The sequence below is a fragment of the Chryseobacterium sp. FR048 genome (genome assembly GCF_056844665.1).
In genome coordinates, this window is sequence record NZ_JBXDSE010000015.1 from 1 (window position 1) to 16278 (window position 16278).

The following is a 16278-nucleotide window of genomic DNA, read 5'->3' on the forward strand; positions in this document are numbered from 1 at the left end:
TGTTTTTGGCACTCAAAGAAGATTTGTGTTTAAAGAAATCTGCATTGTTTCTTTGAGGATTGGTCTCCGTTTTTACGAAATCTTCACTCCGGCATGACCATAGCAGAGCGAGAAAGACTGCCAGAACGGACAGCCTGAGAATCATTTTTTTTCTCATTTGTTTTTGTTTTTTGGTTGTGAATACAATATTATCACTATTTCGTGATAACTAATACAATAATATTCAAAATTTTAGTTCCGTACAACAACTAAAAGTTATAAAATGAATAACCAACAGTTATCATTTCAAATTATTTTATATTTGTAAAAAATACCTCCATGAGCTTAGGAACCAAACTAAAGCAGCTAAGACAAAATAAAAACTGGTCGCAAGCCGATGCTGCTTATCGATTAGATATTTCACAACCGGCATATAACAAATGGGAAACAGATCAAGCTAAGCCCAATATAGATAAACTGGGAAAAATTGCTGAGGTTTTTGAAATTGAAATACAGGATTTATTTAATAATGATTCAACTGTAATAATTTCTAATAACACATTTGAAACATCAAATATTGTATATCCTAAGGACTCCACCATCAATATGCAATCTCCTGAAATTATTGAAAGTATACTGAAAAACCAGGAGCAGATGTCAAAACTTATTGAAACTCAGAATAAGTTAATAGAAAACCTGTTGAAGAAATAATGGAAATACCATTAATGAAGAAAACAGACACCTGCACCATAGAACACTCAAAAATAACCGTCAACGAAGATGTTGTTTTTGAAAACCAGAGCGAAACCTTTCAGGAATTTGCAAAAGAGGCCTATAAAAGTTTAGAAATCAGCTATCCGAAGTTTCACAAAATGGACAGTCTGAGTAAATTGGCGTTCCTGGCTTCAGAAATGATTTTGAAAGAGGAAGATCACAGCAGAACCGCTTTGGTTTTTGCCAACAGATCATCAAGTCTGGATACTGATTTCAAATACCAGGAAAGCATCAACAATCAGGAAAACTATTTCCCAAGTCCAGCCGTCTTTGTATACACCTTACCCAATATTTGTGTAGGCGAAATCAGCATTAAACACAAAATGCAGACAGAGAATGCATTTTTCGTTTTGGATGAATTTGATGAACAATTTTTAAACGATTATTCCGAACAGATTCTCCAGTCAGGAAAAGCTGACAAAGTATTGTGTGGCTGGGTTGAATTATATCAGGAAAATTATAAAGCTTTTGTATATTTGCTGACCTTGTAAAAATGTAACAATATAACAATGTAGAAATGTAACAATTTTAGCAATTGATAAACTGGTACATTGATGCATTGGTAAATTAATTAAATTATGGAAAACTTAAAAACAGAATTGAAACACAAAATTATTGAAGTACTAAACCTTGAAGACGTTTCTGTAGAGGAAATCAAAGATACAGATCCATTATTTGGAGGTGGATTAGGACTTGATTCTATCGATGCATTGGAGCTTATCGTTCTTCTTGACAAAGACTATGGAATAAAATTAGCCGATCCTAAGAAAGGAAAAGAAATTTTCCAGTCTATTGAGACTATGGCTAAATTCATCGAAGACAACAGAACGAAATAAATTAATATAACAATCTAACAGTTTACCAATGTCGCAATTATTGGTAAATTGTTAGATTGCTACATTGTTACATTATTCAATACAATGAGTCAAAAAATTGCCATAACAGGAATGGGCATCATTTCCTCCATCGGAAACAATGTGGAGGAAAATTTTATTTCATTACAATCCGGAAAACACGGAATTTCAGATATACAGATGTTTGAAACCCGTCATACCGGCGCCATCAAAACGGGAGAAATAAAATTATCCAATGAGGAACTTGTACAGAAGCTTCAGCTTGATGAAGACAATAATGTCACAAGAACATCTTTATTGGGAATGGTCGCTGCAAAAGAAGCTGTAGAAAGTGCCGGAATCTCAGACATCAATGCCTACAGAACCGGTCTGATCTCTTCTACCAGTGTCGGAGGAATGGATATTACTGAAAAATACTTCTATTCTTATGAAGACTTTCCTGAAAAGCAAAAATACATTGACGCTCATGATGCCGGAAATTCTTCATTGGCCATTGCCGATCATTTGGGATTGAAAGGCATGGTTTCCACCATCAGTACGGCTTGCTCTTCTGCAGCTAATGCCATCATGATGGGAGCCAAACTGATCAAAAACGGAGTATTGGACCGTGTCATTGTTGGCGGAACAGATTCTCTTTCAAAGTTTACCCTGAACGGATTCAATACGCTGATGATTCTCACGGATTCTTATAATACCCCCTTCGATAATAACCGAAAGGGATTGAATCTGGGTGAGGCCGCTGCATTTTTGGTTCTTGAATCTGAGGAAATCGTTAAAAAGGAAAACAAAACCGTTTTAGCTTACCTTTCCGGATATGGAAATGCCAATGATGCACACCATCAGACGGCTTCTTCAGAAAACGGACAAGGAGCCTTTTTAGCCATGCAGCAAGCACTAAAAATCTCAGGATTAGCAAAAGAGAATATTGATTACATCAACGTTCATGGTACGGCGACACCTAATAATGATCTATCAGAAGGAATTGCCATGATCAGGATTTTTGGAGAAAACAATGTCCCTGAATTCAGTTCTACAAAAGCATTTACAGGACATACACTGGCTGCAGCCGCAGGAATTGAAGCCGTATTTTCAATTTTAGCCATGCAGCATGGTCTTATCTTCCCGAACCTGAATTTCAAAACGAAAATGGAAGAGTTTGACTTAACTCCGGTTACTGAACTGAAAGAAAAGAATATTGACCATGTCCTTTCCAATTCTTTTGGATTCGGAGGAAACTGTTCAACCTTAATTTTCTCAAAATCATGAGCGCAGTATACATCAACAGTGCATCCTGCATCTCTGTACAGGACACTTTAAACGAAAATATTTTTCAGAATCTTAACGCTGAAAATTCTAAACAGATTATAAAAGCAATAGAGCCTAATTATAAGGAATTCATTCCTCCTGCCATGATCAGAAGGATGTCGAAGACTGTAAAAATGAGCTCCGTTGCCTCTCATTATGCCTTAAAGGAAGCAGGCATCGAACAGCCGGATGCCATTATTATAGGGACCGGAATGGGTTGCTCTCAGGATTCTGAAAAGTTCCTGAAAAATGTGATCGATAACCAGGAAGAGTTTCTTACTCCTACCTATTTTATCCAGTCTACCCACAATACGGTAGCAGGTCAAATTGCATTAGGGCTGCAATGCCACGCCTATAATTTCACCTATGTGAACACCTCTTCATCCCTGGAGTTTTCATTTCTAGATGCAAAACTGCAGATCAATGACGGAGAAGCTGCAAATGTTCTTGTGGGTTCTACGGATGAGCAGACAGACAGAACCATGGAACTTTACTGCCTGAATAATACGATCAAAAAAGAAACAGATCTTCCTGCTGATTATCTGCATTCTACAACGAATGGAGTGATCTGGGGTGAAGGAGCCAGTTTCTTTGTCGTGGGCAAAGAGAAAACAGAAAACTCTTACGCAAAACTTACAGACATTAAGATCAGCAACAGATTAGACCTGAATGAAACGTCAGATTTTATCAAGGATTTCCTGGCAAAAAACAGTCTTTCTATGCAAGATATTGATGCGGTGATCTTAGGATTCAGCGGCGATGCTGATTCTGATGTTTATTATACAAAAGTAATGGATCTGTTTCCGGACTCTGCTTTATTGTACTATAAGCATTTGAGTGGTGAATTCAATACAGCCAGTGGTTTTTCTACCTTTATTGCCTGCCATATTCTTAAAGAACAGCAGATTCCAGGTGTGATGATGATCAATCCGGTGAAAAAAGAAGGAGTGAAAAATGTACTGCTTTATAATCATCTGGCTGGTAGCGATCATAGTTTGGTATTATTGGAGAAGGCTTAGTGGGGTGAAATGGTGAAAAGGCAAATTCGCAAAATGGCAAAATTGCTTAGCCATTCAGAGAAAAGAAGATGAGTCTTAAGGATCTGTTCAACATAAAAAATATCCGGCAATGAAACATTATTCATTCATCTTATTCTATCTTTTTTGTAACGCTTTTATTTATGCGTTTCATGGAAGTTTTTGGGTGTATGTGGCTTGTTTTATGGCTTTCTCGGCAGTGGTAGTCTGGGGCGCTTTTGCGATTGAACTGGGATATTTCGTCAACAGTATTACCCATAAGCGGACCAAGACCAAAGAAGTTGCCCTGACATTCGATGACGGACCTACAGAATTTACCCCTAAATTTTTGGATCTGCTTCAGAAACATCAGGTAAAAGCGACCTTCTTCTGTATCGGGAAACAGATTGAAAAATATCCGGAAACCTTTCAAAGAATTATTGCGGAAGGCCATACTATCGGAAATCATACGCTATCCCATTCCAATTCAACAGGTTTTTTATCAACCACAAAAATGATTGCAGAGATTGAAAACTGCGACACAATTATGAAGAAGATTGGAAATATAGAAACAGACCTGTACAGACCTCCTTTCGGGGTGACCAATCCCAATATTGCAAAGGCGATCAAACGAACGCACAAAACAAGCATCGGCTGGAATGTCCGCTCTTTGGACACTATCATCGATGATGAAAAGAAAATTTACAACAGAATCACCAAAAATCTGAAAAAAGGAAGCATTATCCTTCTCCATGACACTTCGGAAAAAACGTATCGTGTACTGGTAGATTTATTAGTATTTTTGGAGGATAAAAAGTATTCGGCTTTTACAGTGGATTCAATTACAAATTCAAAGAAAAAATGATTAAAAATATTCCTTTCGGAGCATTTCTACTGGTTTCCGGTTTCTTTTTTGCCCAAAATACGGCAATGACAGGAGCAGAATCCAAAGCATTCGTCTCTAAGGTTTCGGCAGATACCAAAGAGATCAAAACCCTTCAGAGTGATTTTACCCAGACCAAAAAAATGGACTTTCTGGATAAGAGCATCGTTACTTACGGAAAAATGTCATTACAGACGCCCAATATGCTGAGCTGGAAGTATACCAAACCTTATCAGTACAGTATTGTTTTCAAAAGCAACAAAATCTACATCAATGATCAGGGGAAAAAATCTTCTGTAGATGCTAAGAGTAAAACCTTTGAGAAAATCAATAAATTAATTGTTGGAAGCTCAAACGGAACGATGTTCAACGACCCTGAATTTACCGTAACTTATTTCAAAAACGGAAATTATAATGTGGCGAAATTCATTCCGAAGACCTCCCAACTGCTGAAGTACATCAAACAGATAGAACTCTACTTCCCAAAGAATCAGTCGACTGTTTCTCAGGTGAATATGACGGAAGCTTCCGGAGATACTACTAATATTGTTTTCAAAAATACAAAGATTAATGCTTCAATTCCTGCGTCAGAATTTACTTTGTAGCCTGATCCTAATCCTGGCAGTTTCATGCAAGAGTTACCAGCTTACGGGTGCAAAACCTGTTTCTACGACGGAGAAAACGGTTGAAAACCTCTATTTTTCTTCTCCTGACGATTATGTTTACAAATGCCAGATGGATATTTATAAAAACCATGTGAGCGGTATTCTGATCATCAAAAAAATCAGTGAAACAACTCACCGTGTCGCTCTGACTTCCGATTTTGGGAATAAACTGATCGATTTTGAAGTTTCAGACCATGATTTCAAACTGAACTATGTACTTCCTGATCTGGATAAAAAAATAGTGATCAATTTTCTGAAAAATGATTTCCAGCACCTTCTGAAAAGACAATATCCGGTGAGCGAAAGCTTTGAAAATGAGAATTCCAGAATATATCTTTCCAAAATAGATAATAAAGGCTATTATCTGTTTTTCAACAAAGAAAATAACCTGCTGAAACAGGTAGTATACACCAAAAACAACAAGGAAAAAATCGATTTTACTTTTGATGCAAAAAAACCTATCTTCGCGGACAGCTTAAACCTCCAGCACAGGGACTTTAAGATCAATATAAAACTATTTCAAATAACCGAAACGGAATAATTTCCAACATGAAAAAAATATATTTCTTACTTTTTGCTCTTATCTCAGGGCTATCTTTTGCACAAGTAACTTTCAACCCAGGAATCAGATTAGGTGCTAATATCTCACACCTTACCAACGGTGATAAAAGCTATTGGTATAATGATGAGCAGAGCTACTATCAATTTAGTCCGGAAAAAGTTAATGTTAAATCAAAAGTTGATTTTTATATCGGCTTTCAAGGTAATATACGCTTTGCTAAATTCTATGCTCTTCAGCCCGAAATCTACTACAGTCGCCAGGGAGCAAAATTAGAAAAACAAGGCCCATCTCAGGAATCCAAGACAGTAAGTCTTTCTTACATAGGAGCTGCTGTTGTGAATAAATTTTATTTTAATAAATTCAATATTCAGGTAGGCCCTGCTTTAGAAGTTCTTACGGACAGCAAAAATATACCATCACCTTCCAATTTTGATATAGCAGGTATACTGGGTGCCGGATATGACATCAACAAAAATATCGGTGTAGAAGCCCGAATCAAAAAAGGATTTGGAAATGTTTTTTTTACTGATCAGACCAATGTAACATTCCAGGCGGGAGTCTATTATACATTTAATCTTAAAAAATAAGATCATGCAGACCATTCTTACAGATTTTTATACATTAACATCCTACGAAAAGACAGAAGACGGAAAGTTTACTGCTCACATTCACCTGAATAAAGATCATGACATCTTTAAAGGACATTTCCCAGGAAATCCTGTAACGCCAGGGGTTTGTATGATGCAGATCATTAAAGAGCTTACTGAGGAATTTACAGGTTCAAAACTATTTTTGAAAACGGCATCAAACGTAAAGTTTATGGCGATTATCAATCCTTTTGAAACTCCGGATCTTTTGCTTCAGCTGGACATTAATGAAAATGGTGAGGATGTTAAAGTAAAAAATACCACTTCTTTTGGCGAGACTATTGCATTGAAATTGTCAGTAAGCTATAAAAAATTACCATTATGAAACTTATTTTATCATTCGTAGCGGCATTTATTTTTTTCTTTCAGTCTGACATAGAAACTCTGAGAAGCAGCTATGCCAAAGCTAACGAGTCTAATGCCAATACAGAAAGCTTCATTGAAGCAGCTGAAAAACAATCCGGATCTGATGCAGTCACTTTAGGCTACAAAGCGGCAGCCAAGATCATGGAAGCTAAAGTCTCTAAGAGCAACAGAAAAGCCCTGGTAAAAACAGGCGCTACAAGTCTTGAAAGTATCATCAAAAGCAACCCGAATAATGCAGAGCTTCGTCTGATCAGACTAAGCGTTCAGGAAAACATCCCGAAAATTGTAGGATACCGTGGCAGTCTGAAAGATGATAAGGCATTTCTGCTGACCAACTACAGCAAACAAAATGCTGCGCTGAAAAACTATATCAAAAGGTTTGCAATGCAATCCAAAACCATTACAGAAGCTGAAAGAGCTACTTTAAAATAAAACCATGTTCCTTGCTGAAGTACAAAATGCAATTTCTGAAAAGAAGATCTGTGTTTTAATACCTACCTATAATAATGAAAAGACTCTGAAGAGAGTCATAGACGGTGTTTTACATTACACCGAAAGCATTATTGTGGTCAATGACGGCTCTACCGATTCTACCCCACAAATCCTTACCCAATATCCGCAGATCACGGTGATCACCTTATCTGAGAACCAGGGAAAAGGGAACGGGCTTAAAACAGGCTTCAGAAAGGCAAAGGAATTGGGATATAACTATGCCATCACCATTGATTCTGACGGGCAGCATTACCCTGATGATATTCCTGTATTTGTAGAGGCTCTTCTTCAGGAAAAAGAAGACGTTCTTCTGATCGGAAACAGGAATATGTCTCAGGATGGTATTCCCAAGAAAAGCAGTTTCGGAAACAGGTTTTCCAACTTCTGGTTCTGGTTCGAGACCGGTATCAAACTGGAAGATACCCAATCCGGCTACAGACTTTATCCGCTGCATAAAATTCCAAAGAAATACTTTACACCCAAATTTGAGTTTGAAATCGAGATTATCGTAAGAACAGCCTGGAGGCACATTCTGGTAAAGAATGTCCCCATAAAGGTGCTCTATGATCCTGCAGAAAGGGTTTCTCATTTCAGGCCCTTCAAGGATTTTACAAGGATCAGTATTCTGAATACGATTCTGGTAACGATAACCCTTTTGTACATTATTCCGAGAAATTTCGTGAATAACTTCAAAAAAAAAAGCTTTAAAAGGTTCATCCAGGAAGATGTCTTAGAAAGTGACGGCAGCAACCGTACAAAGGCTTTTTCCATTGCTTTGGGAGTTTTCATCGGGCTTTCCCCGTTTTGGGGATTTCAGACTTTATTGGTCATCAGTCTTTCCGTTCTTTTTAAACTGAATAAGGTGCTGGCTTTTGTAGCCTCCAATGTGAGTCTGCCTCCGTTTATCCCTTTCATTATTGCGGCTTCTTTATTTTTGGGAGCTCCATTTGTACAGGGTGACAGTAATATTCTGAGCCAGGATCTGAACTTTGAACTGATCAAGAACAATCTCCTGCAATATATCATCGGAAGCTTTATTCTAAGCACTACATTGTCTGCGCTCTCCGGAGTGATTACTTTTCTGTTTCTGAATAAGCTAAGTCCGGAAAATGATTAAGTACGAAAATAGTATATAAAAATAAAATCCCCGAAATTCATGATTCCGGGGATTTTTTTATGTTCAGTTAGTATGACCAGATTTATTTCAGAATAAACTGCGTAAGATCTTTTAAAAACTGCTCATCTACCTTTCCTTTTACTTCATAATCCTTCGCTGATGGCTTTCCTGATCCTGAAATGAATAAATGACTTAGGGATGGGTAAAATTTAAATTCTGCAGCCTTATTGTTTTTCAAATCATTCTTCCAGAGATTAAAGTCTTTTTCAGTAACCTGGTAATCTCTCCCACCCTGGGCAAAAAACATAGGAGCTTTGATCTTTTTTACTTCATTAAGCTGATTATATTCTTTTAAGTATTTCCAATAGGCGGCAGATTGGCCTAAAGGAAGTTCTGCAGCCGGCGTATTTAGGTTAAATTGGGAAGAATTCAGAAAGGCAACCTGCTTTTTGACTTTTTGAACTTCTTCAGCAGGAACTTTAGACGGGTCCTGAGCGTGAAGATATTCGTATTGTTCAACTAACAGATCCTGCAATGGTCTAGCGTTTCCTGACATGAAAACATATTTTGCCGCCTGTGTCTTTTCAGCAATTTTAGGCATCACATAAGCACCCTGGCTATGTCCCAACAGGATGATTTGATAGTCTTTGTAATCTTTATTATTTTTGAAATAATTCGCTGCATTCACCGCATCATTCACGGTTTCCTGTTCTACGGTAGACTGCTCGTTAAAAGTTTCCGGATTGGAATAGGTTCTTTTGTCATATCGGTAGGAAGCGATCCCATTATTGAAAAGGTATTCTGCAATATCCCTGAACGGTTTGTTTTCTCCAATCGCTTCATCTCTGTTGCTGGCCCCTGAACCATGAACAAAAATAACCAGTTTCTTTTTATTGTTGGAAGGTGGAATCAGCAATGTCCCATTCAGTTCTATATCGTCACTTTTTATTTTTAAAACCGTCTTTTCATCCCATTGATCGAATGTTTTGTGAGGGACTAAAAAGAAACCTAGCAATTTATTATTTTCATTAAAAGTCACCTGAAGATCCAGCTTAGATTTTTCAAATTCGGAATAGAAGTAATAAACACTTCCTTCGTTATTGACTTCAAGAATGTTTTTAAGGTTCCCCAGCTGCCCCTGAAGTTGATCAGTAACGGCTTTAAGTTGTTCTACGGGAAGTTGAGATGCTATTGAAGAATCAAAATAGGTATGTGCCTTATCTGCATTCTTCTCAACAAACAGAGTTTGGATAAACGTTTTACCAATCTCTTTTCTATCCTGAGAAAATGAAAATAATGAGCCGGTAATACAAAAAAGGGTTAAAAGTTTTTTCATGGTACTTTATTTATAGACAACGTCTGAGAATGATAGCGGCCCCATCATCACCGTAACAAATATAGCAAGAATGATCAGGACCAATTGGGTAGTGTGGTATGTTTTTTCTTTATCTTCTTCAGCGATTTCAAAAGTAAAATTGATCTTATCCGGTCTGCTGATAATTCTCCAGATAAAAGCAAGAATAACCAGATTGAGCAGTATCGGTAAAAAGAGAAAGAGTTTACTGCCATAGCTGTCCTTATTATTTCCGTAACTATGGATAGGAATCGTATCAGGAATCGAGCTATACACCATGCACAGGTAGACAGAATACGCTACAATGATTACAAAAGGGATACAGAATAATAGTTTTATATGTTTCGGAATCATTTCAGTTTGTTTACAGTTTTCTTAAGGTACTTTTCGATCTCTTTTTTATCAGGAACCGTGGTGATTTCTTTCGTAAGGGCTTTTTCAAATTCTGTTTTGGCTTTTGAATAGTCTTTCCTTGAAAAATAATATTTCCCGACAAGATCGTATACTTTCCAGAAATCAGGATTTAAAGATTGATAATGACTCAGGAACTCGTCTGTAAGAGCTTCTTTGTTGTCAATAGCATTGTTGACTGCCATACTTACCTTTCTGTATTCTTCATATTTTTTAAAGTCCGGAGAATCGGCAAAAGGATCTCTGGCAATATTCAGTTCCGGTGTGGAGAAAACATTGGGCTCTGGTCTTTTCCCGGAAAAAATTTCATTCAGATTGTAGCATACAAACTCGCCAAGCTGATAGGGATTGGAAGAGACCCAAACCAGTTTTTTCTGTGGTGAAAATATAACAGCATGATGAGCCAGCAATTGATTTAATGCTTTTTCATTACCGTAACCAATCTTTTCATCTTTTAAACCTGAGGTATTTCTTAAAATAGAAGCCATTTTTTCAGGAGTAAGTTTTTTTTCTTCCTGTAAAAGCTCCTGAAGCTTCTCATAGCGGTATTCTGAGTGACTTTCTTCAATATGTTTCTGATTTCTCTTGTCGTCTTTATAGGCATCAGACTGAAAATGATTGGTACAAAGCACACGGCTGGTGTTCTGCACTCTGTATACGCCGAAATTCTTAGGTGAAACCTCTATGATTACTGCATTTTTATCGTTTGCACTTCCCACCAGAATAGATTCTGAAACGAAAACCTTTCTTTTTTTGGCGATCGCGATGGCTTCATCAATATTTTTCGCATACTGCAGAATTTCCCGTGTCACAAGGGAAATCGGAGTCTTCGCAGTCAAAGGAATTTTTGATTTCCCAGCATTGATGGTCACTGTGATTCCTTCTTTATTCATTCCGGAAACTACCCCGATCATTCCCGGCCAGCTTACCGACATATAAGGTATTCCGCTTTCAGGTTCTACAAATTCTACGAGTTTATTTTTGGCAAAATCATCTCCTACATAAAAGTCGAAATTTCTTCCGATCAGCAGATCGCCATCTTCTGTATTTTCGTTCCATACCGCAAGGGAGCTACAGCCTACCATCGCCAGATCCTGCATCGCATGTCCTATATCATGAGCGCCGTGCAAATAAAGGCTTCTTAAATATTTGGGAGCAATAAAATCATAATCGTCAGATGAATATTGTGAAAGACCATATAATTCTACCTGATAGTCTTCTCTTACATTCAGATACATTTTCCTGTTGTACCACTTCAGAAAGCCTCTCAGAAGTCTTTGTTTGAATTTTGAAGGGACAAATCCTTCTACTTTGGAAAAGAAAATCTCTTCCTGTTTCTGCATTAAACTCCGAGTCAGAGCGCCATTATTATAGCCTAACTGCAGAGGATTTCCTTTAATGTAAAGTTCCCATAGCTGCTGCTTATTTTTGGTAAGAACATTCTGGTTGTAAAAGAAGGTTGAATCATCAAACTTAATAGGCTTTGGTACCTCCAATGAGTATTGACTGGCATCAGGAATATGATGAACCGATTTTGAAATTCCACACGAAATCAGAATAACAGAAAAAAAAGAGTAAAGGAAAAGTCTTTTATAAGATGGGAAATTGGTAATAGTTTTTTTCACTTCGGTTCAGTTAAATAATTTTCTTCAGGCGGTTGTCGATGGTATCTTTTCCTAAAATTTCCGCACAGGTATTGAAAGCTCCGATCGTTACCCCCAAAATTCCGTGCATATTTACAGATTGGCCTGTCAGAAACAGATTATCAATCTTAGTACGGGGAGAAACCATTGTTTTAAGAGGATTCTCCGAACTTTTCATGTATCCATACATATTTCCTTCAAAGTTTCCGATATAGTCCCGATATGACAGCGGAGAAGAGGTATAAATCCTTTTGATGGCATGTCTCAGATTGGGAATTCTCTTTTCCAAAGCTTCCAGCATTTTTTCTGTTTTCTCAAACTTAAACTTTTCATATCCTTCTCCCCTTTCATGTTCATCAGCTACTGTGTTGAATGTATTTTTCCATTCTTTCACCTCATCAAAATCCATATAGGTGATTGCTGTAAGGCTTTCTGCAAATTCCGGATGATGCTTGGAGGCCGTTGATGAAAGCATATAGGTTTCCGGCCATGCTGCTTTTCTGTATCGAAATGCATTCCAGACCTGTTCTTCTGATGAATAATGGTAGATATTGTAATTGAAATTGGGAAGGCTATGGGGTTTTAAAACGATATATATGCTAAAGCATGATGAAACCGGCTTCCAGCTCAGAACTCTGTTCAGGAAAGACTTTTTTAATCTCTCCTCTCCAATCAGTTTAATTGTGGCGCGGATTTCAATATTAGAGATAAACTGTTTGGCGGCATATTCTTTTCCTTCTTTTGTTCTTACTGATGTTAAAACATTATTTTCATCAAAAACAAAGTTAGACACTTCCGAATGTTTATGCACCTCAGCGCCATATTGTCTCAGCTTTCTGATCAGCAGTTTAGAAATCTGGCTTCCTCCTTTTACACATTTATAGGCACTCTGAATATAAGAATTCACCGTCAAAGCATGCACATAGAAAGGAACATTTTCAGAATCCCCGGCATATAAAAAATTGGATCCCAGCAAAACCGACTGAAGTGTTGTATTCTGGGTAACGGATTCTATAAATCTTTTGGTATTGAGATGCAGGATCTCTTCATTGTAATTGTCTTTTCCTACGACATTATATCTTGGAAACTGGCTGCACACATACTGAATCTCTTCACAATAGTTTTCCAGATTTTCTTTTTCATCCGGAAAATGCTTACACAACTGCTCTACGAAATTCTGATAGCCCTGTGCATGTGGATATTCAACAGTGTCATCTCCAAAACTTATCCTGTCATATCCGTCTTCATCCATCTGCTGAAGTTCCAGATCCTCCATAATTTCCAGGTAGGAAAAAAAACGGTTTAAGTTCTGCCCTTTTGAAAGCCCTCCAAGGTAATGAACTCCCGTATCAAAAATAAGTTTATCCCGTGAAAAGGTCTGCAGATTTCCGCCATATTGGTTGTTTTTTTCCAGCACGCAAACTTTCAGGCCTTCTTTTGCCAAAACAAGAGCCGAAACAAGACCTCCCAATCCGCTGCCGATTACAAGTATGTCATATTCTTTCTTCAAAAGAGAATGTGCTTTTAAATTAAGAGATTGAGAAATTAAGAAATTCAGATATTACTTTGGTACCGTAAACAAAGAAATCCTATTCGGATAATACTATTTAATTACTTTAATTCTCAGTAAATCTTAATGGTTTTGAGTTTTTTATTAGTTTTTAGGGGATAAAAATAGAAAAATTAATCAACATCATCCCAAAAATCAAAATAATTAAACCATTGAAGGGGATATTTTTTCACCATTGTTTCAAGATTCTGAACATACGATTGTAAAAGACCCTGTGAGTCACGGTTTTTAATATTCTGAGCCACTCTTGCATACAAATGGTAATGAAGGTTATTTTCTTTCATTACATACACATAGACTACTGGAACGCCTAGTCTTGAAGCAATAAGGAACGGGCCGGCAGGAAATTTTGCACTTTTCCCCAGCAAGTCAGCCTCAAGGTACTTGGATCCTTCAAAATAGCGGTCACCTGTAAAGCAGATCAGTTCATTGTTGGATAATGCCTGATTGATTTCGAAGATATGAGACATGTCTTCTTTTACAAAAATGAACTTGATATTACTTTTTTTAACAGAAACACTTTCCAGATATTCCTTAATCACGGTAACTTCCTGATCTGTAGTTACGAGATTGATCTGACAGTCGAAATCAATATCGGCAAAAAAATGTTCGGCAATCTCAAAATTCCCGATATGAGCGCTTATCAGAACTCCTCCTTTTTTGGCTGCTAAAAGGTTCCTGAGGTTTTCAATTCCGTCAAATTCGTAAGTATATTTATTCCTTAGCCCTGCAGAAATAGCAGTTTTGTCGATAAGGACTTTTCCGAAGGTGAAATAACTTTTGAATATGGAAGACTTGGCCTTCCAATATCCATAATTCAGCCTCTTCTGAAAATAGTAAAGAATATATTGGTTGCTCTTCTTCTGAAACAGCGAGTAATAGGCGGCTACAAAATAAAGTACCCCATACGAACTCCTGATCCCGATATTTCTAATACACCAGACGAAAATTCTGTAGCCCAGTACCGTCCCTTTAGATTTACCTTTCCATTTGTTCATAGTTATAATTTACCAATATAATAAGAGTATACCAATGTAATAATACCTTTAGTGCCGCCAGGACACCGTTATTATTACATTGGTACTTTTTTATAGAATAAAGACTACTGAGTAACTAAGCGTTTTTTTCAGCAATCTTATTTTCAATCGTTGTGTAGAAATCATCAAATGTCACCATTTTTTTGAAGTCGGCTTCTCCTAATTTCACTCCGAAATTAGATTCGATCACCACTACCATGTCGATATAATCAAGGCTGTCTAAGCCCAGTGTATTTTTAAGGTTAGCATCATTACTGATTTCATCTCTGTCTACCTCGAATTCATTTACCAGAAAATCATTAACGATGGCAACAATCTTTTCCCTTTCCATGTTTTTAATCAAATTTTTTAACTATTAGTGCAGAATTGGTTCCCCCAAACCCAAAAGAATTCGACAAAAATACATCAATTTTTTGATTTTTTGTTTTCGAGATCAAATTTATCTTTTGAGCCTCATTATCAGGATTTTCCAGATTGATATTAGGTGCTACGAAATCATTCTGCATCATCAGAATAGAGTAAATAACTTCACTGGCACCTGCCATCCAGCACTCATGTCCTGTCATGGATTTGGTAGAGCTCACCGGAACTTCACTTCCGAAGATCTCATAAATTGCTTTTGCCTCATTGGCATCACCAATGGGTGTAGAAGTTGCGTGAGCATTGATATAATCGATGTCTGAAGCCTTCAATCCCGACTGTTTCAACGCCCTGTCCATCGCTAAAGCCGGCCCATCTACATTAGGAGTGGAAATATGCCCTCCGTTTGAAGAAAAACCATAGCCAATGATCTCAGCAATGATAGGAACGCCTCTTCTTTGGGCAGATTCCAGACTTTCAACAATCAATGTAGCCGCTCCTCCGCTCGGAATAAGTCCGTCTCTTTCTGCATCGAAAGGTCTGGATGCTTTGGCAGGTTCATCTTCTCGTGCTGAGAATACGCCTAAACCATCAAAGCTGGCCATAGAATATTTGTTGGTTTCCTGCGCTCCGCCACAGATGATCATATCCTGAAAACCGTTTTTGATCATCATATAGGCAAGCCCTAAGGAATGCGAACCACTTGCACATGCAGCACTGATCGTAAGATTGATCCCTTTCAGTTTGAAAATAGTAGAAAGGTTCATCGTTACGGTTGAATTCATTGATTTAAAGATCGCACCCGATCCCATCAATGTAGTATCTTTCTTTTCCCTTGCAATATCAATAGATTCTACGACTGCCTGGGAAACACTGTCATTTCCATATAGAATTCCCACTTCATGGGAATCCATAAATGTTTCGTCAAGATTGGCCTGCTTCAATGCAGCAATGGTAGCCAGATAAGCATATTCGCTTTCTTCTCCCATACTGATGCGCTGGCGTCTGTTTAAGAGATTTTTAAGGTCCGGTTTTGGAACAACCCCTGTAAGGCCTGATCTGAAACCGAATTCTTTTCTCTCCTGATCTAAAACAATACCGGATTTTCCTTGATATAGGGATTCCCTGACCTCTTCTAAAGACGTCCCGATGCAGGAATAAATTCCCATTCCGGTAATTACAACCCTATTTTCCATTTGTTTATATTGAATTTAACAATGTATCAGTCTAGCAATGTAACAAT

At 37.5% G+C, this 16278-nt stretch carries 19 protein-coding genes; 12 read left to right on the forward strand and 7 right to left on the reverse strand.

The features are described from left to right. The first annotated feature begins 318 nt into the window (after positions 1-318). From AC106K_RS26785 to AC106K_RS26840, 12 genes are all read left to right on the forward strand, one after another. Positions 319-690 carry a helix-turn-helix domain-containing protein gene (locus tag AC106K_RS26785; RefSeq protein WP_482448682.1) on the forward strand — a complete coding sequence of 124 codons (372 nt, stop codon included), beginning with the start codon at positions 319-321 and terminating at the stop codon, positions 688-690. 14 nt (positions 691-704) lie between these two features. Further along, positions 705-1244 (forward strand): 3-oxoacyl-ACP synthase, encoded by a 540-nt coding sequence (locus AC106K_RS26790; protein WP_482448683.1) that lies wholly within the window; start codon positions 705-707, stop codon positions 1242-1244. Positions 1245-1331: 87 nt separating this feature from the next. After that, entirely contained in the window at positions 1332-1589 is a 258-nt protein-coding gene (locus AC106K_RS26795; RefSeq protein WP_149835517.1) for a phosphopantetheine-binding protein, read from the forward strand. A gap of 84 nt (positions 1590-1673) precedes the next feature. Beyond that, entirely contained in the window at positions 1674-2873 is a 1200-nt protein-coding gene (locus AC106K_RS26800; protein ID WP_482448684.1) for a beta-ketoacyl-[acyl-carrier-protein] synthase family protein, read from the forward strand. Next, the gene (locus tag AC106K_RS26805; protein WP_482448685.1) at positions 2870-3931 is read left to right on the forward strand and encodes a beta-ketoacyl synthase N-terminal-like domain-containing protein; all 1062 of its coding nucleotides are present in this window, start codon (positions 2870-2872) and stop codon (positions 3929-3931) included. The genes AC106K_RS26800 and AC106K_RS26805 overlap by 4 nt, the downstream gene beginning before the upstream one ends. Before the next feature lie 109 nt (positions 3932-4040). Continuing rightward, positions 4041-4793 carry a polysaccharide deacetylase family protein gene (locus AC106K_RS26810; RefSeq protein ID WP_482448686.1) on the forward strand — a complete coding sequence of 251 codons (753 nt, stop codon included), beginning with the start codon at positions 4041-4043 and terminating at the stop codon, positions 4791-4793. Continuing rightward, positions 4790-5416, forward strand: coding sequence for a flexirubin biosynthesis/transport protein LolA2 (lolA2, locus tag AC106K_RS26815; protein WP_482448687.1), 627 nt, complete (start codon positions 4790-4792; stop codon positions 5414-5416). The genes AC106K_RS26810 and lolA2 overlap by 4 nt, the downstream gene beginning before the upstream one ends. Continuing rightward, positions 5382-6017: a flexirubin biosynthesis protein LolB2 gene (gene lolB2 / locus AC106K_RS26820; protein WP_482448688.1), complete on the forward strand. Its 636-nt coding sequence runs from the start codon at positions 5382-5384 to the stop codon at positions 6015-6017. Before lolA2 ends, lolB2 begins: the two co-directional genes overlap by 35 nt. An 8-nt stretch (positions 6018-6025) precedes the next feature. Beyond that, entirely contained in the window at positions 6026-6625 is a 600-nt protein-coding gene (locus AC106K_RS26825; RefSeq protein ID WP_482448689.1) for a porin family protein, read from the forward strand. Between the two features lie 4 nt (positions 6626-6629). Further along, positions 6630-7010, forward strand: a complete 381-nt coding sequence (locus AC106K_RS26830) for an ApeI family dehydratase (protein WP_082126197.1) — start codon at positions 6630-6632, stop codon at positions 7008-7010. Then, positions 7007-7483: a hypothetical protein gene (locus AC106K_RS26835; protein ID WP_482448690.1), complete on the forward strand. Its 477-nt coding sequence runs from the start codon at positions 7007-7009 to the stop codon at positions 7481-7483. Before AC106K_RS26830 ends, AC106K_RS26835 begins: the two co-directional genes overlap by 4 nt. A gap of 4 nt (positions 7484-7487) precedes the next feature. Continuing rightward, complete coding sequence (locus AC106K_RS26840) at positions 7488-8660, forward strand: DUF2062 domain-containing protein (protein WP_482448691.1); 1173 nt, start codon at positions 7488-7490, stop codon at positions 8658-8660. 82 nt (positions 8661-8742) lie between these two features. On the opposite strand, the gene AC106K_RS26845 is transcribed toward AC106K_RS26840, so the two are convergent. The 7 genes from AC106K_RS26845 to AC106K_RS26875 form a co-directional block, all read right to left on the reverse strand. Continuing rightward, entirely contained in the window at positions 8743-9996 is a 1254-nt protein-coding gene (locus AC106K_RS26845) for an alpha/beta hydrolase (RefSeq protein WP_482448692.1), read from the reverse strand. 6 nt (positions 9997-10002) lie between these two features. Then, the gene (locus AC106K_RS26850; protein WP_482448693.1) at positions 10003-10368 is read right to left on the reverse strand and encodes a hypothetical protein; all 366 of its coding nucleotides are present in this window, start codon (positions 10366-10368) and stop codon (positions 10003-10005) included. Further along, positions 10365-12050: a C45 family autoproteolytic acyltransferase/hydrolase gene (locus AC106K_RS26855; RefSeq protein ID WP_482448694.1), complete on the reverse strand. Its 1686-nt coding sequence runs from the start codon at positions 12048-12050 to the stop codon at positions 10365-10367. Before AC106K_RS26855 ends, AC106K_RS26850 begins: the two co-directional genes overlap by 4 nt. Positions 12051-12060: 10 nt before the next feature. Continuing rightward, a complete protein-coding gene (locus tag AC106K_RS26860; protein WP_482448695.1) occupies positions 12061-13578 on the reverse strand; it encodes a phytoene desaturase family protein in 1518 nt (505 codons plus the stop codon). 173 nt (positions 13579-13751) lie between these two features. Continuing rightward, positions 13752-14636 (reverse strand): LpxL/LpxP family acyltransferase, encoded by an 885-nt coding sequence (locus AC106K_RS26865; RefSeq protein ID WP_482448696.1) that lies wholly within the window; start codon positions 14634-14636, stop codon positions 13752-13754. A gap of 115 nt (positions 14637-14751) precedes the next feature. Next, positions 14752-15006 (reverse strand): acyl carrier protein, encoded by a 255-nt coding sequence (locus AC106K_RS26870; RefSeq protein WP_185288751.1) that lies wholly within the window; start codon positions 15004-15006, stop codon positions 14752-14754. Positions 15007-15010: 4 nt separating this feature from the next. Continuing rightward, complete coding sequence (locus AC106K_RS26875) at positions 15011-16231, reverse strand: beta-ketoacyl-[acyl-carrier-protein] synthase family protein (RefSeq protein ID WP_482448697.1); 1221 nt, start codon at positions 16229-16231, stop codon at positions 15011-15013. Positions 16232-16278 lie beyond the last annotated feature (47 nt).

Coding starts and splice junctions, on each gene's coding strand:
- AC106K_RS26785 (WP_482448682.1), top strand. CDS start 319: ATGAGCTTAGGAACCAAACTAAAGCAGCTAAGACAAAATAAAAACTGG.
- AC106K_RS26790 (WP_482448683.1), top strand. CDS start 705: ATGAAGAAAACAGACACCTGCACCATAGAACACTCAAAAATAACCGTC.
- AC106K_RS26795 (WP_149835517.1), top strand. CDS start 1,332: ATGGAAAACTTAAAAACAGAATTGAAACACAAAATTATTGAAGTACTA.
- AC106K_RS26800 (WP_482448684.1), top strand. CDS start 1,674: ATGAGTCAAAAAATTGCCATAACAGGAATGGGCATCATTTCCTCCATC.
- AC106K_RS26805 (WP_482448685.1), top strand. CDS start 2,870: ATGAGCGCAGTATACATCAACAGTGCATCCTGCATCTCTGTACAGGAC.
- AC106K_RS26810 (WP_482448686.1), top strand. CDS start 4,041: ATGAAACATTATTCATTCATCTTATTCTATCTTTTTTGTAACGCTTTT.
- lolA2 (WP_482448687.1), top strand. CDS start 4,790: ATGATTAAAAATATTCCTTTCGGAGCATTTCTACTGGTTTCCGGTTTC.
- lolB2 (WP_482448688.1), top strand. CDS start 5,382: ATGCTTCAATTCCTGCGTCAGAATTTACTTTGTAGCCTGATCCTAATC.
- AC106K_RS26825 (WP_482448689.1), top strand. CDS start 6,026: ATGAAAAAAATATATTTCTTACTTTTTGCTCTTATCTCAGGGCTATCT.
- AC106K_RS26830 (WP_082126197.1), top strand. CDS start 6,630: ATGCAGACCATTCTTACAGATTTTTATACATTAACATCCTACGAAAAG.
- AC106K_RS26835 (WP_482448690.1), top strand. CDS start 7,007: ATGAAACTTATTTTATCATTCGTAGCGGCATTTATTTTTTTCTTTCAG.
- AC106K_RS26840 (WP_482448691.1), top strand. CDS start 7,488: ATGTTCCTTGCTGAAGTACAAAATGCAATTTCTGAAAAGAAGATCTGT.
- AC106K_RS26845 (WP_482448692.1), bottom strand. CDS start 9,996: ATGAAAAAACTTTTAACCCTTTTTTGTATTACCGGCTCATTATTTTCA.
- AC106K_RS26850 (WP_482448693.1), bottom strand. CDS start 10,368: ATGATTCCGAAACATATAAAACTATTATTCTGTATCCCTTTTGTAATC.
- AC106K_RS26865 (WP_482448696.1), bottom strand. CDS start 14,636: ATGAACAAATGGAAAGGTAAATCTAAAGGGACGGTACTGGGCTACAGA.
- AC106K_RS26870 (WP_185288751.1), bottom strand. CDS start 15,006: ATGGAAAGGGAAAAGATTGTTGCCATCGTTAATGATTTTCTGGTAAAT.
- AC106K_RS26875 (WP_482448697.1), bottom strand. CDS start 16,231: ATGGAAAATAGGGTTGTAATTACCGGAATGGGAATTTATTCCTGCATC.